Below are 22,896 nucleotides of genomic sequence, written 5' to 3' on the forward strand. Positions count from 1 at the left end.
GGATCTTACAGCCAGTCAAAGCGGGATAATGGAGGGAAGGGAATGGAGATAGCAGGCTGGATAGCGGCCATTATCATGTTCATCGTCGCATTTGTCGGATTGATTTATCCAATCATCCCTTCCGTAGTTTTCATCGTAGGTGGATTCCTGCTGTACGGGTTATTCGCTTCCTTTGAAGAGTTGAGCTGGTTGTTTTGGGTGATTCAAGCGTTATTCGTCATATTGCTTTTCGGCGCAGATACTCTTGCAAATATTGTTGGTGTCAAGAAATTCGGCGGTTCAAAGGCGGGTATGTGGGGAAGTACGATCGGCCTGCTAATTGGGCCGTTCGTCATTCCGGTAGCTGGAATCCTTATCGGACCATTCCTCGGTGCATTCCTGTCAGAGCTGCTTGTGACGCGGACTGGCGTAAAGCAGTCCATTAAGACCGGTATTGGTTCTATCGTAGGGTTTTTCACTTCCGTCGCTGCGAAGGGTGCTGTGATGTTGCTTATGATTGGGATTTTCATACTCTACGTCACGAGATAGTTCATTTCAATTGAATGGGTTACCTAATTTTGATAATGTTTATAGTGTAGGATAAATTATGAATCAATTGAGGAGGAATGGACTAATGGCTTACAAATTACCAGAATTACCATACGCATACGATGCGTTGGAGCCTCACATCGACAAAGAAACGATGAATATCCACCACACAAAACATCACAATACGTATGTGACGAACGTGAACAACGCATTGGAAGGGCATGACGAACTAGCTTCCAAATCAGTCGAAGAGCTTATCTCCGATTTGAATGCTGTTCCTGAAAACATCCGTACGGCTGTCCGTAATAATGGAGGCGGTCATGCGAATCATACGTTCTTCTGGAATATCCTTTCACCAAACGGCGGAGGAAATCCAACGGGAGCGCTTGCAGAAGCGATTGATAAGAAATTCGGCAGCTTTGACGCATTCAAAGAAGAATTTGCTAAAGCTGCTGCAACTCGTTTCGGTTCAGGTTGGGCATGGCTTGTATCCAATAATGGTGAACTTGAAATCACATCGACTCCTAACCAGGACTCTCCATTGATGGAAGGAAAAACACCGATTCTAGGACTCGATGTTTGGGAGCATGCTTACTATTTGAACTACCAAAACAGACGCCCTGATTACGTTTCCGCTTTCTGGAACGTAGTAAACTGGGATGAAGTCGCTAAAAACTTCGGTAACTAATCCAGAGTAATGCAACCCGGCATATATCCTGTTCGTCAGGATATATGCTTTTTATGTTTAGAATGCTATAATTCAATCTGGACTAAATACGTAAGGGGAATACATATGAAAAAGCCGATGCGCAAAGTGGACCAAGCCAAAATCCGTCAACGGAAACATATCGCCTTCAGGATGAACCTTTTATTCTTCTCGATCTTCATCCTGTTTTCCTTGCTCATTTTCAGACTTGGATACTTGCAGATCGTTAAAGGCGAGAATTATACAAGGTTATTGGAGATGAAGGAAGAGATCGCAGTCAATACTAGCGTTCCTCGAGGAAGGATCTATGACCGAACAGGGAAGGTACTTGTTGATAATAAACCGATGAATGCAATTACATATACAAAGACATCATCTACAACAGCAAAAGAAATGTACGACATCGCAACAGAGCTTTCCAAGTTGATTGAACAGGATACAAAAAGGGTTACAATCGGCGATAAACGTGATTTCTGGATTTTATTGAATCCGGAAGAAGCGGAAGCGAAAGTGAGCAAGGAAGAATTGGCGAAAATCGGCAAAGACGGAACTGTCTCCAAACCGGATATTCAACGTGAAGTGACCCGTTTGACGCGTGAAAGGATTACGGATGAAGAGCTGGATTCCTTTACGGATCATGAGCTCGAAGTGTTGGCCATCTATCGTGAAATGATGTCCGGCTACGCGTACTCTCCTCAGATCATTAAAAGCGGGAATGTCACGGAAGAGGAATTCGCAGCCGTATCGGAACGGTTAAATGAATTTGAGGGGGTCGATACGACGACCGACTGGAACCGTATTAAATTCTCCGATAGCACAATTCTCGGGACGATGACAAGTTCGATCGAAGGGATTCCCCGAAGCCATCTCGATTATTATTTGTCTCGTGGTTATTCACGGAACGATCGAATTGGCAGGAGTTATTTCGAACAACAATATGAAGAATTATTAAGAGGGCAAAAAACCATCGTGAAAAATATAAAGGACCGAACTGGCCGCGTCATCGAGACTAAAACCGTCAGAGAAGGTGAACCGGGCAGGGATCTCGTATTATCGATGGATAGTGAATTGCAGGAATCATTGGAGGAACTACTATCGGAAAAACTTCTTGAAATGAAGAAAGACCCGCGATCCGGATTGTTGGACAGGGCATTCCTAGTCATGATGGATCCGAATAACGGGGAATTGCTTTCCTTGGTCGGTAAGCGAGTAGTGAAAGATGAGGATTCGGGCAGATGGGAAGTGCGTGATTATGCGTATGGAACGTTCACTTCAGCCTATGAAGTAGGGTCCACTGTGAAAGTAGCCACAGTATTGGCAGGATATAGTGAAGGTGTTCTATCAGTTGGAGAAAAGAAAATAGACGAACCGATGAATATTGCTGGTTTATCTAAGAGATCCCTGTTCAATCAGAACGGACGGGTGTCTGTCGATGATATAACAGCGCTCGGCAGGTCATCTAACGTTTATATGTTCAAAATCGCGATTTCAATAGGAAACGGAGTATACAGACCATTTAAGGCTCTTCCAATTGATATCGGTGGTTTTGATCGGCTGCGTAATGCCTATGCCTCTTTCGGTTTAGGGGTAAAAACGGAAATTGATTTGCCAGGGGAATATACAGGTGTTACCGGTACGGACACACGTTCAGGTAAGTTATTGGACTTCGCTATTGGGCAATTCGATACGTACACCCCGTTGCAGCTTGTTCAGTATGTGTCGACTGTAGCAAACGGTGGATACAGGGTAGCGCCAAAAGTATTAAAGGAAATAAGAGAACCTTCCCAAGATGGCGAAACGCTTGGAGAATTGCTAGAGGAAACAGAAGTGAAAGTCCTCAATCGCATTAATAATACGGCAAAAGAGATTGAACAAGTTAAAAAAGGGATGCACTACGTGTATTACGGACCGAATGGGACTGCACCGAACCTATTCAATGGCGCTTCCTATACGGCTGCAGGGAAGACCGGTACAGCCCAATCCTCCTATTACGGGGATGACAGAAGTAAATATGGGATGGCCTCTGTCAACTTGACGCATGTCGGGTTTGCGCCGGCTGAGAACCCTGAAGTGGCTTACGCTGTTGTTATTCCATACGCTTCGACTGATCGAAGCAATTACCGTACTCAAGGTAGAGCAATGCTTGATATAGTGAGAACGTCTCTAGATACCTATTTTGAATTGAAGGAAGAGCGGGCAAACTCGAATGCACTTGAAACGACCGATCAAAAAATAGATCGCAGATTTGAACGAGAAAAAGAAAAAGAGAAAGAAAAAGAAAAAGACTCGGACGAGAAATAAGAAAAGCTGCCACAATCGCTATGTTCGGCGAAGGGCAGCTTTTTCTTATCTCTTAGTCGTATTCGTAATAATGCCAGCAATTGTGCCAAGGTCCATTGTCGTATCGACTTCGTGCACACCGATTTGAATGCGGCCGGATAAGCCATTGTCAATTAAGTATTGTTCCAACTCTTTCGCGCTACCGATAATCCCCGCGCGCTCAAGCTTGTCAGCAACAGTAGCCGATGTTGAACCGGATTCGATGGTCAAAATTATTTTGGTTATTGGCTTTGATGTTGACTCACTGTCAGGTTTAGTTTCCTTCTTCCCACTGGCATTACTATTTTCCCCTGCACTTTTTTCGATTTTAGAAGAAGTGAGCGTTTGGGCGACAGCTAACTCTTTTTTCACCTTAACCAATTCAATCTGCAGCTCGTCCAACTGGGATTTGTACTGCTCAGCGCCCGATTCCGCGGAATTATTGTTGGTATTCGTGAAATAAAGGATTCCTCCTGCAAGGATGCAACCTATTCCGACTCCCCGTAAAATGTCCTTCATCATACGGTGACACCTCGGGATTTCAATACATCAATAACTTCCTCGTCAGACAGCGAGGAGCGTTTGGCTATTTCAGGAATTGAATAACCCTGAGCTCTCAAAGATAGGATTTGATTGATGATAATTTCGTGAACGGGTTTTTGCTTGCGTTGCTGTTGCTGTCCATTAGTTATAGGCGCCACACCAATCATTAATTCCTCTTCAACGGCTCTCAAGCGCTTTTTCAGTTGATTTGTCTCCTGATGAAGGCTTATTGAAACGTTTTCGATATCCTCTTCGCTTTTACGAGTGGAATTCCCGATAAAAAATGATAAAATGATACATATAAGGCCGATGCACAGTAAAATTAATTCAATATCCACGATTGAACAACCTCCGGGAATAAATTACTTTGTTCCCATAGTAACATATGCATCTTCCGAATGTAATTTGAAACTTTCTTCTTTACATCACCGTGTGATATGATACAATTGAAAAGTCGTATAAATCATGCTCATATTAATTTATATTGCTAATGAGTGGGAGGGACAACAATGCGCGTAAATATTACACTTGCTTGCACAGAATGTGGAGAGCGTAATTATATTACAAAGAAAAACAAGCGTAACAATCCGGAACGTCTTGAAATGAAAAAATACTGCTCACGTGAAAAGAAACAAACTTTGCACCGTGAAACGAAATAATCGCTCATGCCAAAACTCTTCACGGGTTTTGGTTTTTTATTTCAGAATGGAGGGAATACTTCTATGAGTAAATTGTCCAAACGTAAAATGATGATAACAATCATGAGAGATATGAATCATTCTGAACATGCTAGAAAATCTGCAGCGATTTTGGAACGTCTATATACATGCGAGGAGTATGTTTCTGCCCGAACGATCGGGGTCACTATATCTCGCTTTCCGGAAGTGGATACACTTCCTTTGATTGAATCTGCATGGGAATCGGGAAAGCAAGTTGCCGTTCCGAAATGCAACCCAGATACAAGGGAGATGGATTTCAGACTCATTACGTCCTTGGATGATCTGGAAACGGTCTATATGGATTTGAAGGAACCGATAGTCGGAAGGACGGATTCCATTGATAAAGGACAAATCGACCTCCAGATTATTCCCGGAGTCGTTTTTTCCGATGAAGGCTTCAGAATCGGATTCGGCGGTGGGTATTATGATCGGTATTTATCTGACTACTGCGGCAATCGGGTATCATTGGCGTTTAATCATCAAACTTCCCAAGACGTGCCCATTGAAGAACATGACATTCCGGTCAATATGATTATTACTGAAAACAAAGTGATACAATGTCTGAAAATACGTGATGCCAAATGAATCATTTCTTAGATGTCCTGCAACTTCTTAAACGGTTCGGCATTTTTATATATACAGGGAATCAAAAAACAGATATCGAAATGATGATGTCCGAAGTGAAAGAGCTATTTGAAAATGGGTTGATTATGAAAGAGGATTACTTGCCTGCGGTTCTAATTTTGAAAAGAGAATTGGGTAAAAGGTCTGATTAATTTTTCCCAAATCAATTCCCTCCAGTTTTTAATTAAAAATGAAACTTTTTTGCGTTTCATCCGTCTATTATATGTAGTGTATGTCCAAAAGATAAGATGAATTTACAAATAGATGTTTTACTTATGAAAGGAAGATCATGTATGAAAAAAGCAACTTGGCCCAAACATTCCATACTCGTCATTGCAATTATTGCTACGTGGTTAACGACGTATATTGGCTACATCACTAGCTTTTCTATGAAAATCGATAATGTGATGCAGGAATTCATTCTGTTCATTAACCCACTTAGTTTTCTATTGTTCATTTATGGCATGGCCTTATTCATGAAGAATGAAAAACGACGTAATATCTATATATTTTCAATCAGTTTGCTAACATCAATCGTTATGTTCAGCAACGCTGTGTTTTATCGATTTTTTAATGATTTCATTACATTGCCAGTATTGTTCCAAACAAGCAACTTTGGAGATCTATCGTCTTCCGTAGGTGCCAATATACATCCTTGGGATATATTCTTCTTTGCGGATGTTATCATAATTGCATTGGCTATCAAGTTCATCCCAGTTTCGGAAAGCTCCCAAAGCCAACGAAGCATTGGGCGCAAGCTCTATTTCGTAGTTGCTGCAACAGTATTGATGGTCAACTTAGGATTATCCGAAGCTCAAAGACCGCAGCTGTTGACTCGAAGCTTCGATCGGGAATTGCTCGTTAAAAATATAGGGACATTCAATTATCACATTTATGATCTGTTCATCCAATCGAAAACGCATGCACAACGAGCGCTTGCCGATGGCAGTGAGCTGGCTGAAGTGGCGAACTACATTAATGCCAATTATGCAGAACCCGATCCGAAAATGTTCGGTGTTGCGGAAGGGCGAAATGTGATCTTTGTTTCTTTGGAATCACTTCAAAGCTTCGTTATCAATAATGAAATGAATGGTCATGAAATTACCCCATTCCTCAACGAACTGACAAATGATCCAGATACATTCTATTTCGATAACTTTTATCATCAGACAGGGCTGGGTAAAACCTCCGACTCTGAATTCATCGTGGAAAACTCATTATACGGCCGAAATGGCGGTGCCGTCTTCTTCACGAACAGTGGGAATACATTCAATTCGATGTCTGAAAAGTTAGGTGAGAACGGATACTTCACGAGTGTCATGCATGCGAACAACCGTAGCTTCTGGAACCGTGACATCATGTATCAAGCTTTGGGCATTCAGAAATTCTACGATGTTGAAAGCTATGAAATTGGCGAGGGGCAGGCTGTCAACTGGGGTATGAAAGATATACCGTTCTTTGAACAATCTGTGGAATTGATGAAGACAATGCCACAACCATTTTCAACGAGAATGATCACGTTGACGAACCACCATCCATTTGATTTGGATGAAGAAGATATGATGATTCCTGCATACGACTCCAATTCAAAAACATTGAATAAATATTTCCAGACAGCTCGTTATATGGATGAGTCCATTAAAATCTTCTTTGAAGAATTGAAGAAAAACGGTTTGTATGACAATTCCATAATTGTTATGTATGGAGACCATTATGGTATTTCGGAAAATCACAATAAAGCGATGGGCATGTATTTGGATAAGGAAATCACTCCACTTGATAATGTTGAATTGCAAAAAGTGCCGATGTTCGTGCATATACCTGGTAATGGAAAAGGTAAAACGATCCATGAGCTTTCCGGTCAACTGGATGTGAGACCGACAGTCCTGCATTTACTAGGCATCGATACGAAAGAAGACATGCAGTTGGGTGCGGACATATTCTCACCGGATCACGAACCGTTTGTCATTTTCAGGGATGGACGCTTGGTGACAGAGGATTATATTTACGCTCACGAGGTTTGCTATGATATAAAAACCGGAGAAGAAACAGAAGGAGCGGCGTGTGAACCGTATATTGACCGCGCTTCTACCGAACTTGGCTACTCCGATTTGATCATCAATGGAGACTTGCTAAGATTCACGGACAAAGATAGGGTTGAAGAACAGGAATAAGCCGATCCAGGCGTAACAACTATGTTCTGCACGGGTTCGTTTACCGTGCAGATTTTTTTTGAAAGAATGAAGGAAGGGGGAGAGGCGAATGAAAAGAATATGGTATCTGCTTCTGGTGAGCGTCTTCATCATGTCAGCCTGTTCGGAACAGAAGGTACAGCCTTCTGTGCAACCTGACATCGAAGAACCGTCAAATCTTGTGGAAAAGCCAGCTGAACCGCCGACTCCCCATGTCTTTAAAGCAGACCCTTCGAGCTTTCATTTCATTGCAGATTGGCTGACTGACACGCGGATTCTGTACGTTGAAAAAGATGAGGGCATGTACAAAGTGAACTATTTCGATATCGAAACGGGCGAATCGGGGTTGGTATACAAGGATGAATCATTTATTATCGATGTCCTCGTCCATCCTTCCCGCGATTATCTGTTAGTACATACGAGTGAACAAGCAAATGCCGCAGTTGTTAAGGTAATCGGAATGGATGGAACGATACAACATCAGGCCGAGATTGATTCGATAGAGCTTTCCGTCGAATGGAATCGAGATAACCCAGATAAAATACTTTTTGCAGCTTTTCAAGAAGATTGGTCCTTTGACCTGTTTGCATTTGATGGTTTAGATGATAGCCTTTCCGTTGTGAATTTTGATGATCCCTTTTCCAAATGGGCAAGTAATGACCGGATTATGGGCTTGTTGTTCAACGGGCATCCGCTTGACGGAGGAGAGGTCCGTTTGTTCCAATTGGATACAGAGGAAACCAGGACAATTGAAATGGATAACGTGATTTATCATGATGTGTTTGAAGACTCCCTCGTTGTCGTTCAGGTTAACGATCAAGATGCTTTTAACTATACAATTAGAAATCTAGAAGGCACTGTTATTGCCGGATGGACATTGCCTGCTGTTAGCAATTATTCAGAGTGGGTCACTCCGGAGATTGAATGGCTCGATGGAAATCGGCTGATTGTGAAAAGCGCTGAAAAAAGTGGTCAACTGGATGAAATGGCATCGGGATTTAATTTATACCTCATTGAAAACGGTAATCTGGAGCAGCTTACAAATGGGTTGGACGCAGGACCGTTAAAATGCTCGCCATCAAGGCGTTATTGTGTAAACGGTTATACGTCGGATGAGTTGATCGACATGAAAACGAAGGAAAAACATAAGTGGATTGAAATTGACAACTGATGTCTAACAGTACACTGCTGAAGAAATAAAAAACATCCTCTGCAACTAAATGCAGGGGATGTTTTTTATAACAAATGCTAATTAATGTACAAGAGCAGGTGGATATCCTTGGAAGACAATTGTTGCAATTGTAAAACCGCCAAAAATCAAGGCAGCTGCAACATTGAACAAAATGCTCAACACATTGCGCTCTTTGAAAGCTTGTACAGTTCCAATTACAGCAAAGATCGCAACGAGTCCGAAAATTACCATTAAGATGTTCATGCGGAAGACACTCCTTTCAACAGAGAAAAAATGAATGCCGATTAAGCAATATTCCTCTTCTATTGTACTGTTTCCTACAAATTTTGTCGAGGCATATAAATGACGATTGTTTGAAATCCAGTTATAAGTCCATTATTATCAGGTAAAGGAGGTGTGAAGGATGCTTGAAATACGTACATATCCATTAGGCCCGATTCAAACGAATTGTTATGTAGTCTACAGTCGTGAAGGGGAGTGTTTAGTGATCGACCCGGGAGAGGAAGGGGATCGAATCATTGCCGAAATCGAAAAAGCGAATGGCAAACCGCTTGCAATCCTTTTAACACATGCGCACTTTGATCATATCGGTGCAGTGGATCGGGTGAGGAACCATTTTGGCATACCGGTTCATATTCATGAGGCAGAACATGATTGGCTTGGAAATCCAGATTTGAATGGTTCTTCTAGATACCCCGGTTTGCCACTCGTGAAAAATAAGGATGCTGATCAATTCCTTCAAGAAGGTGAATTGAATATTGGTCCATTCCAATTGGAGGTCCGTCATACTCCCGGTCATTCTCCCGGCAGCGTCTCGTTCGTTTTTAAGGAGGCACAATTTGCGGTGGTCGGAGATACCCTCTTCAAGGGCAGTATCGGCCGGACAGATCTTCCCGGAGGAGATACGAAAACCTTGCTTCAGTCTATCCATGACAAGCTATTGACTTTGGATGATGAGATTGTTGTGTATCCTGGGCATGGCCCTTCGACAACGACTGAAGAAGAAAAGGATATGAATCCCTTTTTGAACGGATTTTCCTAAAAGAAAAAACAGCCGGATGGGCTGTTTTTTCTTTTAGGACGATTAATGTCCTGCACCTGGTACGTGAATGAATGTCGCATAATAGCTGAATCCTACCATGAAAATCATAAGGTAAGCTCCAAACATGTACATATACATACGCTCTGTTAGATTCAAATATCCAAGCAACAGGAAGAAAATAGTGCTAGCGATGAAAATGACGGAAGCTGTCATCATATCGCCGACGAAAAACATTACAGCGAAAATGCCAGTCCAAAAACCGCATAGCTTGAACATGTTATCCATAAGTGCGTCCCTCCTTAACGTAAAACAATACAAAGATCTCTTATTCATTATAATGGATAGCTATTCGAAAAGTAAACTCCTATCAAGTCGACATTGTGACAAATGCATGGACTGCATATTGATCTTATACCTCCAAAAATCGATTTTGAGCCGAAAATGCCATGTGAAAATTGAATTCAAGCCGGAAACGGCCCTTAAAAATCGAATTCACTTATAAGTATTCCTTTTTCAAATCGTTCACCGTATACTCGTTGTAAGGTGAAAAGCGGTCTTTCACCTATTGAAAGAGGGGTGTTCAATGGAAAACCGTGATAATCTCATTGAGAAAAAATGTTTCGAACTATTAGAACGGGCGATTGCCAATGAGGCGACAGACATCCACCTCGTTCCGCTGCAAGATCGGTATGATATTTGTTTCAAAAAGAATTCAAAACTCGAACGGTCCGGCACATTTCCCCCACAGTTGGCCGCCCGTATGATCTCCTTTTATAAGTTTCTCTCCTCCTTAGATATCAGTGATAAACGAAAACCCCAAAGTGGTTCATTTCACAAAAAAATGCATGACGAGAACTTCTCGTTTCGTGTATCGACAATTCCCTCTATCCAAATGAAAGAAAGTGTTGTCATCCGTATTCAAAGGCATGATCAAATTGTCCCTCTCGATAAGCTCTGCATCGAGCCTGTCTGGGAAATGAAACTGCGGCGCGCCGCAGAAGAGAGACAAGGGCTAGTCTTGTTAACCGGTCCGACCGGAAGCGGGAAGACGACGACAATCTATTCCCTTACTGCCCATTGTGTCAATCAGCTTGAAAGACATGTGATTTCCCTCGAAGATCCGGTTGAAAACAACCATTCTCACCTTCTTCAAATACAGGTAAATGAAAGATCCGGTATGACCTATGCTGCTGGCTTGAAAGCAATACTTAGACATTCCCCGGACGTCATCATGATTGGGGAAATCAGGGATTCTGAAACCGCAAAAACAGCGGTGGCGGCTGCACTGACGGGGCATTTAGTACTGACGACGGTCCACTCGAAAGACCCGGAAGGCTGCTTCTATAGAATGATGGATTTCGGAATCACACCAGAAGAATTGAGGCAAACGGTTGTATGCATATCTGCCCAGCGTCTCATTAGAAAAACAGATGGAGACATCGGTGCAGTATTTGAAATTATCCAAGGCGATCTATTGGAATCCATCGCTGTAGGGATCATTTCAGGAGAGCATGTAACAGTGCCGAAAGAATTGACGATAGATGCCATCATAAAAAAATATAGCATGAAGAAAATGATATCCAGTGGTTAAGAACGGAAGGCGACTTGTTAAACGACCAGGGCATCGTATTGAGAATCGACCAGCATTTTTAGGGAGGCTATCACTCCTCATGCAAGAGGGCTACACATTCCATGATGGGTTGGTTCTGCTTATGCCTCACCATTCCAAACAATACAGTGAACTGCTAATTCAGGTAGAAAAGGATTTAAAGGATGGACTTGGCGTAACAGAAATTCTTAGAAGACTTGGTTTTTCTTCAAACATCCTTTTACCTGTCATCATCTCGGAAGTGGATGGAAGATTGGCGGATGCCTTAAAAGGAATTGCAGAAAGAATGAAGCAGTCTCAAGAAAGAAAGAGGAAGCTGCGGAGTCTATTGGTTTATCCGATTATTCTCTTTTTCTTTCTGGCCATCTTTCTAGTAGTTTTCAGAAGCTATTTTCTTCCGAATCTGCAAACGATGGCTGTAGCAAGGAATGAAGCTGGAACCGGCTTTGTTACCCTGCTGCCACTCCTTGTATCGAAAATTCCCGATGTAATGCTCGGATTCGGTGTGTTTATTATCGTATTGGCTTGGATTGGAAATCTTATCTATCGCAGGCTGTTGCCGTTCGAAAAAATTCGTTTCCTTCTGGCCATTCCGTTTGTCGGTCCGCTACATTCGAAATGGAAGACAAGGGATTTTGCCGGTGAAATCGGTGGCCTTCTTCAGTCGGGACTATCTATACAAGATTCACTCGAAGTGTTGGTTGAGCAAGAAGTGGATCCCATCCTGGGCGAAATTGCAAAGACAATCAAAGGGCATGTGATCTATGGCGAGAATTTTGATACAGCAATCCAACTGACAGTTGGTCTTCGAAAGGAGTTATGCGCCTACGTGAAGCATGGTTCCGATACGGGCCACTTGGGAAAGGAACTTCTACTGTTCAGTGAAAATCTTCATGACATGATCGAAGAGGAGATGGCAAGATGGCTTGCACTGCTGCAGCCCATATTGTTCGCAATATTGGCCGTCTGCATCTTGGCTGCATATCTTGCATTGCTCCTGCCGGTTTACAGTACGTTTGACAACTTTTAAGGAGGAGGAAAGATTGAAACTAGTCAAGGAAGAAGAAGGGTTCACATTAATAGAGATGATGATCGTATTGCTTATCATTTCCGTTCTGGTACTGATCGCCATACCGAACGTGACAAAACATTCGAAATCGATTGATGAAAAGGGATGCGAGGCATATGTGAAAATGGTGGAGGGACAGGTTGCGGCATATAAAATGGAGAAGCATACTAATCCGAGCATTGAAGACTTGGAGAGAGGTGGTTATTTGCCAAATGGTGCGAAGTGTCCGGATGGATCTGAAGTTTCGATTGATAGCGGTATAGTTACGACCCCGATTCTAAATCCTCCGAAGGATAGCGATGAAGACTGACGAAAACGGCTTCACATTCCTGGAAATGCTTTTAGTATTGAGCGTCGTCGCAGTTCTGACTGCTGTAATACTACCTGTCGGAGATCGATGGATAACGAGGCATAGCGAGGAAGACGCGCTGTACACATTCATAGCAACGATTCATCATGCCCAGGCATATGCGATGGCGAACGAAACGTATACAGCAATCAAGTTTCGGAATTCCGGTACATCCTATAGCTTGTATGCCCCTAGTTCAGTGACATATTCCACGATTGATTTTCCGGAAGGTATGCACTGGGTAAGGGGCGGCAATCGGATCAGTGCAATCGAATTTCATCCGAAAGGCCATATAATCAATCCGGGAACGGTCATTTTGCGTACATCGGCCGGTGACAAGCGTTTGACATTGCAACTACAGCACGGGAGGGTGCTCGTCTATGATCAATGAAAGAGGCTATTCATGGCCGGAATCAATTTTATCCCTTGTCATTATTACAGTGATTTTTGGAACGCTGTTGCCATTCTATTCTACTATTTCGACGCGTCTTGAAGTGAAGAGACTCGACATGCATGCAGCGGAATCCGCCTACCATAGCGCCATTCTCTATCGTTCATACGGAATAGTGACAGGGACAAACCGGATAGAGAAGACATTGTACAATTGGTCTGTTGAAGGTGAGGGCATCTGTGTAACCTATCATTACATAGAACGGGAATTCATGAAATGCATAGCATTCTGAAGCTCCGTAATGAATCAGGATACTCTCTTCTGGAAGCTTTGTTTCAGTTACTAATCATGGGCATATTCCTTCATTTTTTCGTTCTGTTCTTTTATTGGAAACTGCCGATTGAACGTCAATTACAAGATTATTATGCGACTGAGTGGGAGCTTTTTGCAATCGACCTGCAAGCATTGTTGGTTGATGTCGACGATTTCAATGTCCATATGGGTAACAGGGCCATTACATTCACAAATGAAAGAGGGAAAATAGAAGTGGGCCAAAGTAATAATGTCATTCGAAAATCGATAAATAATACTGGGTATATACCTCTCTTCACGAACATCTCAAGTGTCTTTTTTAATCATGAAGGGTATGAGCTCAATGTGGAAGTGACGATGCTTGACGGGTGGAAGCGGGAAAGGAGATTTGCAATTGGGTTTCGCCAAGAATGAGCAAGGAGTCATTTTGGCGGCTTCGCTAATTTTACTTTTTCTCGTCAGCCTCTTTCTTTTTACTATTGTTTCGTGGCATAGTAATCTATACAGAACTTACGATTCAATTGAACTCCATTACGAGAACGAAACATCAAAGTTAATGAGGCAAGGCGGGTAGAGATATGAAGAGAGTATACTTGGTCGGTTTCATGGGAAGCGGAAAAAGCGCCATCGGCAAGCGGCTGGGGACATTGTTGAATTTGCCTTTTTACGATATGGATACGGAAATTGCCAAACGGACAGGAATGACAATCCCTCAAATCTTCGAAACATACGGAGAGGAGTCGTTCAGGGAAATGGAAACCGAATTCCTACGTACTTTCCATGACAGCTATTGCATCATTGCGACCGGCGGCGGTGTTGCAATGCGAGAGGAAAACAGGAAAATTATGAGAAGGACAGGACTTGTATTTTTTTTGAATTCAACATTCCGTGATATTTGGCGAAGGATTTCCACCGATAGCAACAGACCGATCGTTCAGCGATCTTCCAGACATGAATTGGAGAGGCTCTTTCACAAGAGAAAGCCGCTTTATTTGCAAAGCGCTCATTTTAAAGTCGAAACGACAAATAGGACATTGAATGAGATTACTCAGTATATTGCGTCTCAGATTGTTAGATTGACTATCCAATGACTGCACACTGAAATATTTGTTTATTTAAACACGAACAATTAATAGTTCTGGATAAAAAACGTTCGGCAATTTAATAATACATCAAAAAGGATTGCGCTATTAAAAATAAAATGTTAAGATATGAGGCGAAAGGGCAGTTACTTGTCCGAATTTTACTCATTTTATTTTTAATTAAATATGGCGGATGATTGGATGGGGAGAGCACGCATTAGGCGTCGCCGAAGGAGCAAGTAACGGAAGTTATGAATCTCTCAGGCAAAAAGACTCATTCATGACGCGTCTCTGGAGAGCGCCGATTATTTCGGCCACCAAAGAGGAAAGCCGCAAGGTCAAACTTTCAGGTACATGGACAGAGGTTCTCTTATTACAAGGGGACTTCTGTCTTTTTTTCATCATTCATTTCAAGGGGGATATGACTTTGACAGGAACTTTGAAACGCACTGCACTATTTGATAGTTATCAACAGTACGGTGGAAAAACGATTGATTTCGGTGGTTGGGAACTGCCAGTTCAGTTTTCGAGCATTAAGGCCGAACATGAAGCTGTTAGAACTAAAGCTGGCCTATTTGACGTATCGCATATGGGCGAAGTTTTTGTTTCTGGCCCAGATTCACTTTCCTTCCTGCAAGGGTTGGTTACCAATGATGTCTCCAAATTGAAGGACGGTCAAGCGCAATACACTGCAATGTGTTATGAGAATGGCGGCACAGTAGATGATCTTCTCATCTACAAAAGGAAAGAGAATGATTATCTTCTAGTCGTGAACGCATCGAACATCGAAAAAGACGTTGAATGGATGAAGCAGCATGTGACGGGAGATGTGGTCATCGATGACCGTTCGAACGAATTCGGCCTACTAGCATTACAAGGTCCGAAAGCGCAGGAAGTTTTGCAGAAATTGACTTTCGAACCATTGGATGAAATCAAGTTCTTCCGTTTCAAAGAAAATGTCGATGTCGCAGGGCACAATGTTCTCATTTCCCGGACAGGGTATACCGGTGAAGATGGTTTCGAAATCTATGGATCGCCGGAATCGATGGTCGCTCTATGGCCGGCCATTTTGGAAGCGGGAGAAGAGGAAGGTGTGGTTCCTGCCGGTTTAGGAGCCCGCGATACTCTTCGATTCGAAGCAGGACTGCCACTTTACGGCCAGGAGTTATCGAAAGACATTACTCCGCTAGAAACAGGCCTTGGCTTTGTCGTGAAGTTGAATAAGGAAGCTGATTTCATAGGTAAAGAAGTGCTAACTGAACAAAAGGAAAATGGTGTTCCAAGGAAACTGGTCGGTCTTGAAATGATCGATAAAGGAATTCCGCGGACAGGCTATAAAGTCTTCATTGGCGACGAGGAAATCGGGGAAGTCACTACGGGAACCCAATCGCCTACACTGAAAAAGAATATCGGATTCGCACTTCTTGCAACGGAGCATACAGCTCAAGGAACTGAAGTTGAAGTTGAAATCCGTGGCAAACGTCTGAAAGCGAAATTGATTGCCACACCTTTCTATAAACGATAAATGAATGAAGAGGAGACATGTTGATATGAAGCATCGTTATATTCCTATGACGGAGACGGATCGTGAAGAAATGCTATCAGCAATCGGGATTGCGACAGTTGATGAGCTTTTTGAAGATATTCCGGAGAAAGTCCGTTTTAAAGGTGAATTGAATATTAAACCAGCGAAAGCGGAGTCCGCATTGACGAAGGAGCTTGCACAACTTGCAGCCAAAAACGCGGATGCGCGCACCTATGCATCATTCTTAGGAGCAGGTGTGTATGATCATTATAAACCGATCATCGTCGATCATGTCATATCGCGTTCCGAATTCTATACAGCCTATACACCATACCAACCAGAGATTTCTCAAGGAGAATTGCAAGCCATCTTTGAATTCCAAACGATGATCTGTGAATTGACGGGCATGGACATTGCCAACTCATCGATGTATGACGGCGGCACTTCATTGGCTGAAGCTGGGACGATGGCGGCAGGACATACACGCCGCACTAAAATCCTCGTTTCCGAAACAGTTCATCCTGAAGCGCGGGACGTAGTGGCGTCTTACGCGGCGGGCCAATTTATCGATGTGGTAACGATTCCTCATAAAGATGGGGTGACGGATATGGCATTGCTTGAGGAGTTGCTCGATGATAATACAGCAGCAGTTCTCGTACAATATCCGAACTTCTTCGGTCAGGTGGAAGACATCCAAAAAATTGGAGACATTACTCATGACAAAGGCGGATTGTTAGTCGTATCGGCGAATCCGCTAGCACTAGGTGTATTGACGCCTCCAGGAAAATTAGGCGCGGATATTACAGTCGGTGATGCACAGCCGTTCGGAATTTCCGAACAGTTCGGCGGCCCGCATTGCGGATACTTTGCAACTACTAAAAAGTTGATGAGGAAAATGCCAGGAAGATTGGTAGGGGAAACTACTGACAGCGAAGGCAGACGCGGATACGTATTGACGCTTCAAGCACGTGAACAACATATCCGACGTGACAAGGCCACATCCAATATTTGTTCGAACCAAGCACTGAATGCTCTTGCAGCTTCGGTTGCAATGACCGCCTTAGGAAAAGCTGGTACAAAGGAAATTGCATACCAAAATATCGCAAAAACCGCATATGCGAAAAGTTCTTTTGAGAAAGCTGGTTTCGAAGTGAAGTACGGCGGGGTTCATTTCAATGAAATTGTCGTGGTAATAAATAAGCCGGTTAAAGAAGTGAACTCGAAGCTTCTTGAAAAAGGGATCATCGGCGGATATGATCTTGGATTAACGTATCCAGAGCTTTCCAACCATGTTTTAATTGCCGTTACGGAACAACGTACGAAAGAAGAAATTGATGCACTTGTGCAGGAAATGGAGGCCCTTCATGCATAAAGACAACCAACCGCTCATTTTTGAAATTACAAAAGCAGGCCGAATCGGCTATAGTTTGCCTGAGCTAGATGTTCCTGAAATCGATCTTTCAAGCCATTTGCCGGAAGGTCTTCTCAGAGAGGAATCTCCTGAGCTTCCAGAAGTATCAGAACTTGATATTATGCGCCATTATACAGCACTATCCAATCGTAACCACGGTGTAGATACTGGCTTCTATCCACTTGGATCTTGTACGATGAAGTATAATCCGAAAATCAATGAGGCAGTGGCAAGATTCCCTGGTTTTGCGAATATCCACCCGTTGCAGGATGAATCGACTGTCCAAGGTGCAATGGAAATGATGTATGACCTACAAGAACATCTTGAAGAAATTACCGGAATGGATGAAGTGACACTTCAACCAGCTGCAGGTGCACATGGGGAATGGACTGCCCTCATGATGATCCGTGCGTTCCACGAAGCTAACGGGGAATCTCACCGTACAAAGGTGCTTGTACCGGACTCCGCGCATGGTACAAACCCTGCTTCCGCTACAGTGGCGGGCTTTGATACAGTTACAGTTAAGTCAAATGAATTCGGTCTTGTCGATATTGATGACTTGAAATCGAAGGTCGGCCAGGATACGGCTGCCCTCATGCTTACGAATCCGAATACATTAGGTCTCTTTGAAGAAGATATTCTTGAGATGGCTGAAATTGTACACGGCGTAGGAGGGAAATTGTACTATGACGGCGCGAACTTGAACGCTGTTATGGCAAAAGCACGTCCTGGAGATATGGGCTTCGATGCGGTCCACTTGAATTTGCATAAGACATTTACAGGTCCTCACGGCGGCGGCGGCCCAGGTTCAGGCCCTGTCGGAGTAACGAAAGAATTGGCTCCGTTCTTGCCGAAACCGATTCTTGTCAAAGAGGATAACCGTTATACATTCAAATATGACGTTCCTCAATCAATCGGGCGCGTCAAACCTTTCTATGGCAACTTCGGCATCTATTTGCGTGCGTACACATATATCCGTTCAATGGGTCCGGATGGCTTGAAAGCTGTTACGGAAAATGCGGTGTTGAATGCAAACTACATGATGCGCAGACTCGAGCCTTATTTCGACCTGCCTTACACGCAGCACTGTAAGCATGAGTTCGTATTATCTGGACGCCGTCAGAAGAAATTGGGCGTACGGACATTGGATATGGCGAAACGGTTGCTCGACTTCGGCTTCCATCCGCCTACAATCTATTTCCCGTTGAATGTTGAAGAGGCAATCATGATCGAGCCAACGGAAACGGAATCGAAGGAGACGCTTGATTCTTTCATCGATACTATGATCCAAATTGCGAAAGAAGTCGAGGAGAATCCGGAAATCGTGCAGGAAGCCCCTCATACGACTGTTATCAACCGTCTTGACGAGACGAAAGCCGCCCGTCAACCTGTGTTGAGATATACAAAAGAAAAAGAGCCTGTGAATGCTTGATATGGAATAAAAAAAGGAGAGACCTTGTAACCGGGTCTCTCCTTTGTCTATTCACATGATTATTTACTTTTCACTTTGCCAGTCCAAGTGCGGAATCCGCCTTGCAGCTGGTACAGCTGGGTGTAGTCCCGTTTCTTCAAATACATCGCAGCTCGTGAGCTTTTACCGCCGTTTTGATCATAAAGATAGACCGGCTTGTCCGGACGGATTTCTTTAAAACGCTGACGGAATTGTGAATATGGAATGTTACGAGCGCCTAAAATATGACCCGCTTCATATTCTTTTGGTTCACGTACATCAATCAATTGTGCTTTTCGGTATCCTTCAATGAATTGCTCCTGTGTTAGGTTTGTAACAGCCTTTTTGACACGGAACATTGTAATGACAAAATACAAAATGATGGCGAGCACTACCGCCCCAAGAATAATATAATCCACAACCGATTTTCCCCTTTCTTTCTATAATTCCATTATAAAGAATGAGTAGCACTTGTTCAATGGGAATGATAAAATGATATGCATTGCAGGTAAGGGGGTAGATGATTTGGGTAAGGCGGTTTGGCATTTTATCAATTCAGGAAAATGTTCGCCATCATACAATATGGCGCTGGACGAAGCGTTGTTGGAGTGGCATAGCAGAGGAGAAATCGGGCCTGTACTGCGTTTTTATGAGTGGGACCCGGCAACACTTTCAATCGGATACTTTCAAAGCGTCGAAAGGGAGATTGATTTGGAAGCGGTTGAGAAACACGGACTCGGATTCGTACGTCGCCCAACCGGCGGAAGAGGCGTCCTGCACGAGCATGAACTTACATATAGCGTAATCGTAACTGAAGATTATCCTGGAATGCCGGAGACCGTCACAGAGGCGTATCGTGTCATTTCTGACGGTCTTTTAGAAGGCTTCCGGAACCTTGGACTGCATGCCGAATTTTCATTGCCGGCTTCAAAGGAGCAAAGCAATAACCTTAAAAAGCCGAAAAGCGCTGTTTGTTTCGATGCTCCAAGCTGGTATGAGCTTGTCGTCGAAGGGAAGAAAGTCGCGGGAAGCGCCCAAACCCGGCAGAAAGGTGTAATATTACAGCATGGAGCGATCCTATTAGGTTTGGACGAGGACAAGCTTGTATCCTTATTCAAGTTCCCGTCTGAAGAAAGTCGGAAGCGGATGCTCGAAAGCCTGCCGGAAAAAGCGGTTGCCATCGATCGATTGACTAATCGCGAAATCTCCGTGGAGGAATGTGTTGGAGCTTTTGCAACAGGGTTTGAAAAAGCTTTAGATATCGTCCTTCAACCGATGGAACTTACTGCAGAGCAACTTCTTTATGTAGAAGAGGTTGAAAAAAGAAAATATGCGAATAAAGACTGGACGTTTAAAAAATGAGACTGGCACTTTCGAATTATTTTTTGTCGAAAAGTGCGTAATATCAACTGCGAATATTTCGGTCTCAAATCTTATCATTGCGGCAGGTTTCAATATGTAGTAGATTAGGGAATAGAATCAACACAACATGTTGTGTTGACAAAAATAAACCAGAGGGAGGATGCGTTAATGGTAATTGTTTCAAAGCATCAGGAACCAATTCTGGATAAAGCGCGGTTGAATGCGGATATTGCCGAATTCCCGCAAGTGCATCCAATTACAGAAGACATGAAAATTGAACACAGCGGTGTGTCCCGTCTTGTCATGATCGATCGTTATTCTTTCAAGGATACAGAAAAGAAAACACTGAAGGTCGGCGATTTCGTCGTATTGACTGTTAAGGAAGATCCGAAGTTTCCAGCGAGGGGGCTTGGGTTCATCACTGCGCTTGATGAGAAGAATGGAAAAGCGGATATTTGGATTGAAAAGGAATACCGCACTGCAATCGACAATCCCGAAAATCAGGAAACAGGCATTATAACGAGACCAATTGAAGTCATTGAAAAGCCGCTTGAAGTATTCTACGAGCAGATTGCCAAACGGAATGCGACAGGGCTCGCATCTGTTGAAAAGACGGAAGAGCGGCGCAAGGAGTCGTTCGATTCTTTCTATGGACAACTCTCCAAATTGAACTTCATTCCGGCGGGCCGTGTATTATACGGTGCTGGATCTGATACTGAAGTGACATTCTTCAATTGTTACGTCATGCCGTTCGTGGCGGATTCCCGTGAAGGCATTTCCGATCACCGTAAACAGGTAATGGAGATTATGAGCCGTGGCGGCGGTGTTGGAACGAACGGTTCCACACTACGACCACGTAATACATTAGCACGCGGCGTCAACGGAAAATCATCCGGTTCAGTATCATGGCTCGATGATATTGCGAAATTGACACATCTTGTCGAACAAGGTGGTTCCCGTTAACTAAACATGGCGGGAGTAAAATCCTGTGAATTGCTGGAACACCCTTAGAGCCTTATTTACCACAACGTGATCGGTGACGATGAGCGTGATGGTTTGAAAAAAAATAAGGATTGGGCAATCAGCAGCGAAGGGTCTTTGGAAACGAAGATCAACGTTCAACGACTATTGAAACTTCCTAAAGCTTTACAAAGTATTCATGAGGATGGATGGTGGATAATTTGGATGCAATGGAAGGAGTAAACTATAACAAGCGGCAACGCCGTTATGGGGCGCAGGACAAAGATGAACTTATAAAAATGATTACGAAACTCCATGAAGATGGTTACAGCCAGGTGGAAATCGCAAATAAACTTGATTTGTCTAGAGGGACAATTCTTCGTTGGAATAAAGAGTTACATTTTTTTCAACCGAGAACCTCTGGAGAAGCTGGGAAATTGAAAAATAAAATATATCAATATGATGAAGATTATTTTCAAGAAATAAAAACAGCAAATCAAGCTTATATAGTAGGATTTATTCTAGGAGACGGAACAGTAGTCGATAGAGGTAAATCAAAACGAATAGTACTTTGCCTAGCTGCTGAAGATTACCAACTGCTAAAAGATATAGCAAAGGAACTTAATATGGATGGTGCTATTAAGTTTCGAAAAAGACGTATCCAAAACGAACAACATAAGTACACCTTGGTTATTAATTCTACTAAAATGGCTAATGACCTGATTAGATTAGGTATTACTCCTAATAAGACCGGAAAAGAACCTTTTATAAACTTTGTTAACAATGAGCTTCAATGGGCATTTTTAAGAGGTTTCTTTGACGCTGACGGTCATATTAGAGTGTATTATCGTAATGGATATTTAAAAGCGAGAATGGGATTTACAGGAAATCCTGTAATTCTTAAATGCATTCTAAATTTCTTGAAATCCCAAGGTCTAGCCAAAAATGTGAATTCAATAACTGAGAAACAAGGTTGTTCCGATGTGTATTTCAGCAGTACTAAAGACTTGCGAATTATCTACAACCATCTATATCAACATGGGGATATTAAGTTGAATCGTAAATTTGAAAGGTTTTCATCTTTGATGAGATAGTCTGATCTCATGTGAAAGCATGAGAGTTGGGCAGAAATGACCCAACCCTCTCCTAATGAGAGAGTAACAAATAGCGTGGGGCACAAATGATTATGTTGGCGGATTAAATACAATGCTAGTCCGCGTCGTCCAGACAATGGATGACTAGAAAATCGGGTGAATTGCGAAGAACTCCTTAGAGGCCATTAAGCTACAACGTGATCGGAAACGATGAGCGTGAATGCTTAAAAATTAATGGCATTGGACAATCCGCAGCCAAGCACCGTTTAAGGTGAAGGTTCAACGACTATCGAAACCATTCACAGTGAATGCAAGTAGAGTAGGGAAGTACAGTTCTTCCCGAAGCGCCCGACCCCTAACAGATAGTGCTGAGGGTGATGATATAGTCTACTCCGTCTGCTTCTTGCAGAGAAATAT

The 22,896-nt window shown here is 43.0% G+C and carries 26 protein-coding genes, 1 pseudogene and 1 riboswitch; of the genes and pseudogenes, 22 read left to right on the forward strand and 5 right to left on the reverse strand.

Annotated features, from left to right (window positions below):
* Positions 1–42 precede the first annotated feature (42 nt).
* From M3152_RS06670 to M3152_RS06680, 3 genes are all read left to right on the forward strand, one after another.
* Positions 43–528: a DUF456 domain-containing protein gene (locus tag M3152_RS06670; protein ID WP_251694400.1), complete on the forward strand. Its 486-nt coding sequence runs from the start codon at positions 43–45 to the stop codon at positions 526–528.
* An 85-nt stretch (positions 529–613) separates the two neighbouring features.
* Positions 614–1,216, forward strand: coding sequence for a superoxide dismutase SodA (sodA, locus tag M3152_RS06675; protein ID WP_251694401.1), 603 nt, complete (start codon positions 614–616; stop codon positions 1,214–1,216).
* A 105-nt stretch (positions 1,217–1,321) separates the two neighbouring features.
* Positions 1,322–3,535: a peptidoglycan D,D-transpeptidase FtsI family protein gene (locus tag M3152_RS06680; RefSeq protein ID WP_251694402.1), complete on the forward strand. Its 2,214-nt coding sequence runs from the start codon at positions 1,322–1,324 to the stop codon at positions 3,533–3,535.
* Positions 3,536–3,580: 45 nt separating this feature from the next.
* On the opposite strand, the gene M3152_RS06685 is transcribed toward M3152_RS06680, so the two are convergent.
* Both M3152_RS06685 and M3152_RS06690 read right to left on the reverse strand, forming a co-directional pair.
* Positions 3,581–4,075: an endolytic transglycosylase MltG gene (locus tag M3152_RS06685; RefSeq protein ID WP_251694403.1), complete on the reverse strand. Its 495-nt coding sequence runs from the start codon at positions 4,073–4,075 to the stop codon at positions 3,581–3,583.
* Positions 4,072–4,434, reverse strand: a complete 363-nt coding sequence (locus tag M3152_RS06690) for a hypothetical protein (protein WP_251694404.1) — start codon at positions 4,432–4,434, stop codon at positions 4,072–4,074. The genes M3152_RS06685 and M3152_RS06690 overlap by 4 nt, the downstream gene beginning before the upstream one ends.
* Before the next feature lie 171 nt (positions 4,435–4,605).
* Here M3152_RS06690 and rpmG point away from each other — a divergent pair, with 171 nt between their 5' ends.
* From rpmG to M3152_RS06715, 5 genes are all read left to right on the forward strand, one after another.
* Complete coding sequence (gene rpmG, locus M3152_RS06695; RefSeq protein ID WP_060210366.1) at positions 4,606–4,755, forward strand: 50S ribosomal protein L33; 150 nt, start codon at positions 4,606–4,608, stop codon at positions 4,753–4,755.
* Between the two features lie 63 nt (positions 4,756–4,818).
* Complete coding sequence (locus M3152_RS06700) at positions 4,819–5,400, forward strand: 5-formyltetrahydrofolate cyclo-ligase (protein WP_251694405.1); 582 nt, start codon at positions 4,819–4,821, stop codon at positions 5,398–5,400.
* Positions 5,397–5,591, forward strand: a complete 195-nt coding sequence (locus M3152_RS06705; RefSeq protein ID WP_251694406.1) for a YqgQ family protein — start codon at positions 5,397–5,399, stop codon at positions 5,589–5,591. Before M3152_RS06700 ends, M3152_RS06705 begins: the two co-directional genes overlap by 4 nt.
* Positions 5,592–5,732: 141 nt before the next feature.
* Entirely contained in the window at positions 5,733–7,613 is a 1,881-nt protein-coding gene (locus tag M3152_RS06710; protein WP_251694407.1) for an LTA synthase family protein, read from the forward strand.
* An 88-nt stretch (positions 7,614–7,701) separates the two neighbouring features.
* A complete protein-coding gene (locus M3152_RS06715) occupies positions 7,702–8,802 on the forward strand; it encodes a hypothetical protein (protein ID WP_251694408.1) in 1,101 nt (366 codons plus the stop codon).
* 81 nt (positions 8,803–8,883) lie between these two features.
* Here the strand turns inward: M3152_RS06715 and M3152_RS06720 are convergent, their stop codons facing one another.
* Positions 8,884–9,066, reverse strand: a complete 183-nt coding sequence (locus M3152_RS06720) for a DUF2759 domain-containing protein (RefSeq protein WP_251694409.1) — start codon at positions 9,064–9,066, stop codon at positions 8,884–8,886.
* Positions 9,067–9,226: 160 nt separating this feature from the next.
* On the opposite strand from M3152_RS06720, the gene M3152_RS06725 reads away from it, so the two are divergent.
* Positions 9,227–9,865 (forward strand): MBL fold metallo-hydrolase, encoded by a 639-nt coding sequence (locus tag M3152_RS06725; protein ID WP_251694410.1) that lies wholly within the window; start codon positions 9,227–9,229, stop codon positions 9,863–9,865.
* Positions 9,866–9,907: 42 nt separating this feature from the next.
* On the opposite strand, the gene M3152_RS06730 is transcribed toward M3152_RS06725, so the two are convergent.
* The gene (locus M3152_RS06730) at positions 9,908–10,150 is read right to left on the reverse strand and encodes a DUF2626 family protein (protein ID WP_251624533.1); all 243 of its coding nucleotides are present in this window, start codon (positions 10,148–10,150) and stop codon (positions 9,908–9,910) included.
* Positions 10,151–10,448: 298 nt separating this feature from the next.
* Between M3152_RS06730 and comGA the strand changes: the two genes are divergently transcribed.
* From comGA to gcvPB, 10 genes are all read left to right on the forward strand, one after another.
* Positions 10,449–11,456 (forward strand): competence type IV pilus ATPase ComGA, encoded by a 1,008-nt coding sequence (gene comGA / locus M3152_RS06735; protein ID WP_251694411.1) that lies wholly within the window; start codon positions 10,449–10,451, stop codon positions 11,454–11,456.
* Positions 11,449–12,504, forward strand: a complete 1,056-nt coding sequence (gene comGB, locus M3152_RS06740; protein WP_353056606.1) for a competence type IV pilus assembly protein ComGB — start codon at positions 11,449–11,451, stop codon at positions 12,502–12,504. Before comGA ends, comGB begins: the two co-directional genes overlap by 8 nt.
* A 13-nt stretch (positions 12,505–12,517) precedes the next feature.
* Positions 12,518–12,853, forward strand: a complete 336-nt coding sequence (gene comGC / locus M3152_RS06745; protein WP_262173341.1) for a competence type IV pilus major pilin ComGC — start codon at positions 12,518–12,520, stop codon at positions 12,851–12,853.
* Complete coding sequence (locus M3152_RS06750) at positions 12,843–13,283, forward strand: prepilin-type N-terminal cleavage/methylation domain-containing protein (RefSeq protein ID WP_251694413.1); 441 nt, start codon at positions 12,843–12,845, stop codon at positions 13,281–13,283. Before comGC ends, M3152_RS06750 begins: the two co-directional genes overlap by 11 nt.
* Positions 13,273–13,575, forward strand: a complete 303-nt coding sequence (locus tag M3152_RS06755; RefSeq protein WP_251694414.1) for a type II secretion system protein — start codon at positions 13,273–13,275, stop codon at positions 13,573–13,575. Before M3152_RS06750 ends, M3152_RS06755 begins: the two co-directional genes overlap by 11 nt.
* Positions 13,560–14,009, forward strand: coding sequence for a competence type IV pilus minor pilin ComGF (comGF, locus tag M3152_RS06760; RefSeq protein ID WP_251694415.1), 450 nt, complete (start codon positions 13,560–13,562; stop codon positions 14,007–14,009). Before M3152_RS06755 ends, comGF begins: the two co-directional genes overlap by 16 nt.
* Before the next feature lie 164 nt (positions 14,010–14,173).
* Entirely contained in the window at positions 14,174–14,686 is a 513-nt protein-coding gene (locus M3152_RS06765) for a shikimate kinase (RefSeq protein WP_251694416.1), read from the forward strand.
* 184 nt (positions 14,687–14,870) lie between these two features.
* Positions 14,871–14,963: riboswitch (glycine riboswitch) on the forward strand.
* A 141-nt stretch (positions 14,964–15,104) separates the two neighbouring features.
* Positions 15,105–16,202: a glycine cleavage system aminomethyltransferase GcvT gene (gene gcvT, locus M3152_RS06770; RefSeq protein ID WP_435371929.1), complete on the forward strand. Its 1,098-nt coding sequence runs from the start codon at positions 15,105–15,107 to the stop codon at positions 16,200–16,202.
* A 25-nt stretch (positions 16,203–16,227) separates the two neighbouring features.
* The gene (gene gcvPA / locus M3152_RS06775) at positions 16,228–17,574 is read left to right on the forward strand and encodes an aminomethyl-transferring glycine dehydrogenase subunit GcvPA (protein WP_251694418.1); all 1,347 of its coding nucleotides are present in this window, start codon (positions 16,228–16,230) and stop codon (positions 17,572–17,574) included.
* Complete coding sequence (gene gcvPB, locus M3152_RS06780; protein WP_251694419.1) at positions 17,567–19,045, forward strand: aminomethyl-transferring glycine dehydrogenase subunit GcvPB; 1,479 nt, start codon at positions 17,567–17,569, stop codon at positions 19,043–19,045. Before gcvPA ends, gcvPB begins: the two co-directional genes overlap by 8 nt.
* Before the next feature lie 59 nt (positions 19,046–19,104).
* On the opposite strand, the gene M3152_RS06785 is transcribed toward gcvPB, so the two are convergent.
* On the reverse strand, positions 19,105–19,422 hold the full coding sequence (locus M3152_RS06785; RefSeq protein WP_285847111.1) for a rhodanese-like domain-containing protein: 318 nt from the start codon (positions 19,420–19,422) through the stop codon (positions 19,105–19,107).
* Between the two features lie 133 nt (positions 19,423–19,555).
* Between M3152_RS06785 and M3152_RS06790 the strand changes: the two genes are divergently transcribed.
* From M3152_RS06790 to M3152_RS06800, 3 genes and pseudogenes are all read left to right on the forward strand, one after another.
* On the forward strand, positions 19,556–20,425 hold the full coding sequence (locus tag M3152_RS06790; RefSeq protein ID WP_285846968.1) for a lipoate--protein ligase family protein: 870 nt from the start codon (positions 19,556–19,558) through the stop codon (positions 20,423–20,425).
* A gap of 168 nt (positions 20,426–20,593) precedes the next feature.
* Positions 20,594–21,385, forward strand: a pseudogene (locus M3152_RS06795) (ribonucleotide reductase N-terminal alpha domain-containing protein); the annotation flags it as partial.
* Between the two features lie 212 nt (positions 21,386–21,597).
* The gene (locus tag M3152_RS06800) at positions 21,598–22,479 is read left to right on the forward strand and encodes an LAGLIDADG family homing endonuclease (protein ID WP_251694421.1); all 882 of its coding nucleotides are present in this window, start codon (positions 21,598–21,600) and stop codon (positions 22,477–22,479) included.
* Positions 22,480–22,896: the final 417 nt, after the last annotated feature.

The organism is Sporosarcina luteola, assembly GCF_023715245.1.
Classification (GTDB): Bacteria; Bacillota; Bacilli; order Bacillales_A; family Planococcaceae; genus Sporosarcina; species Sporosarcina luteola_C.

Bases quoted from the DNA above. Each gene is read 5' to 3' on its own strand.
- M3152_RS06750 (WP_251694413.1), top strand. From the start codon at position 12,843: ATGAAGACTGACGAAAACGGCTTCACATTCCTGGAAATGCTTTTAGTA.
- gcvPA (WP_251694418.1), top strand. From the start codon at position 16,228: ATGAAGCATCGTTATATTCCTATGACGGAGACGGATCGTGAAGAAATG.
- M3152_RS06705 (WP_251694406.1), top strand. From the start codon at position 5,397: ATGAATCATTTCTTAGATGTCCTGCAACTTCTTAAACGGTTCGGCATT.
- comGA (WP_251694411.1), top strand. From the start codon at position 10,449: ATGGAAAACCGTGATAATCTCATTGAGAAAAAATGTTTCGAACTATTA.
- sodA (WP_251694401.1), top strand. From the start codon at position 614: ATGGCTTACAAATTACCAGAATTACCATACGCATACGATGCGTTGGAG.
- M3152_RS06700 (WP_251694405.1), top strand. From the start codon at position 4,819: ATGAGTAAATTGTCCAAACGTAAAATGATGATAACAATCATGAGAGAT.
- gcvPB (WP_251694419.1), top strand. From the start codon at position 17,567: ATGCATAAAGACAACCAACCGCTCATTTTTGAAATTACAAAAGCAGGC.
- M3152_RS06755 (WP_251694414.1), top strand. From the start codon at position 13,273: ATGATCAATGAAAGAGGCTATTCATGGCCGGAATCAATTTTATCCCTT.
- M3152_RS06680 (WP_251694402.1), top strand. From the start codon at position 1,322: ATGAAAAAGCCGATGCGCAAAGTGGACCAAGCCAAAATCCGTCAACGG.
- M3152_RS06685 (WP_251694403.1), bottom strand. From the start codon at position 4,075: ATGATGAAGGACATTTTACGGGGAGTCGGAATAGGTTGCATCCTTGCA.
- M3152_RS06670 (WP_251694400.1), top strand. From the start codon at position 43: ATGGAGATAGCAGGCTGGATAGCGGCCATTATCATGTTCATCGTCGCA.
- M3152_RS06790 (WP_285846968.1), top strand. From the start codon at position 19,556: ATGATATGCATTGCAGGTAAGGGGGTAGATGATTTGGGTAAGGCGGTT.
- M3152_RS06715 (WP_251694408.1), top strand. From the start codon at position 7,702: ATGAAAAGAATATGGTATCTGCTTCTGGTGAGCGTCTTCATCATGTCA.
- M3152_RS06720 (WP_251694409.1), bottom strand. From the start codon at position 9,066: ATGAACATCTTAATGGTAATTTTCGGACTCGTTGCGATCTTTGCTGTA.
- rpmG (WP_060210366.1), top strand. From the start codon at position 4,606: ATGCGCGTAAATATTACACTTGCTTGCACAGAATGTGGAGAGCGTAAT.
- M3152_RS06785 (WP_285847111.1), bottom strand. From the start codon at position 19,422: ATGTTCCGTGTCAAAAAGGCTGTTACAAACCTAACACAGGAGCAATTC.
- M3152_RS06765 (WP_251694416.1), top strand. From the start codon at position 14,174: ATGAAGAGAGTATACTTGGTCGGTTTCATGGGAAGCGGAAAAAGCGCC.
- M3152_RS06710 (WP_251694407.1), top strand. From the start codon at position 5,733: ATGAAAAAAGCAACTTGGCCCAAACATTCCATACTCGTCATTGCAATT.
- M3152_RS06730 (WP_251624533.1), bottom strand. From the start codon at position 10,150: ATGGATAACATGTTCAAGCTATGCGGTTTTTGGACTGGCATTTTCGCT.
- comGF (WP_251694415.1), top strand. From the start codon at position 13,560: ATGCATAGCATTCTGAAGCTCCGTAATGAATCAGGATACTCTCTTCTG.
- M3152_RS06725 (WP_251694410.1), top strand. From the start codon at position 9,227: ATGCTTGAAATACGTACATATCCATTAGGCCCGATTCAAACGAATTGT.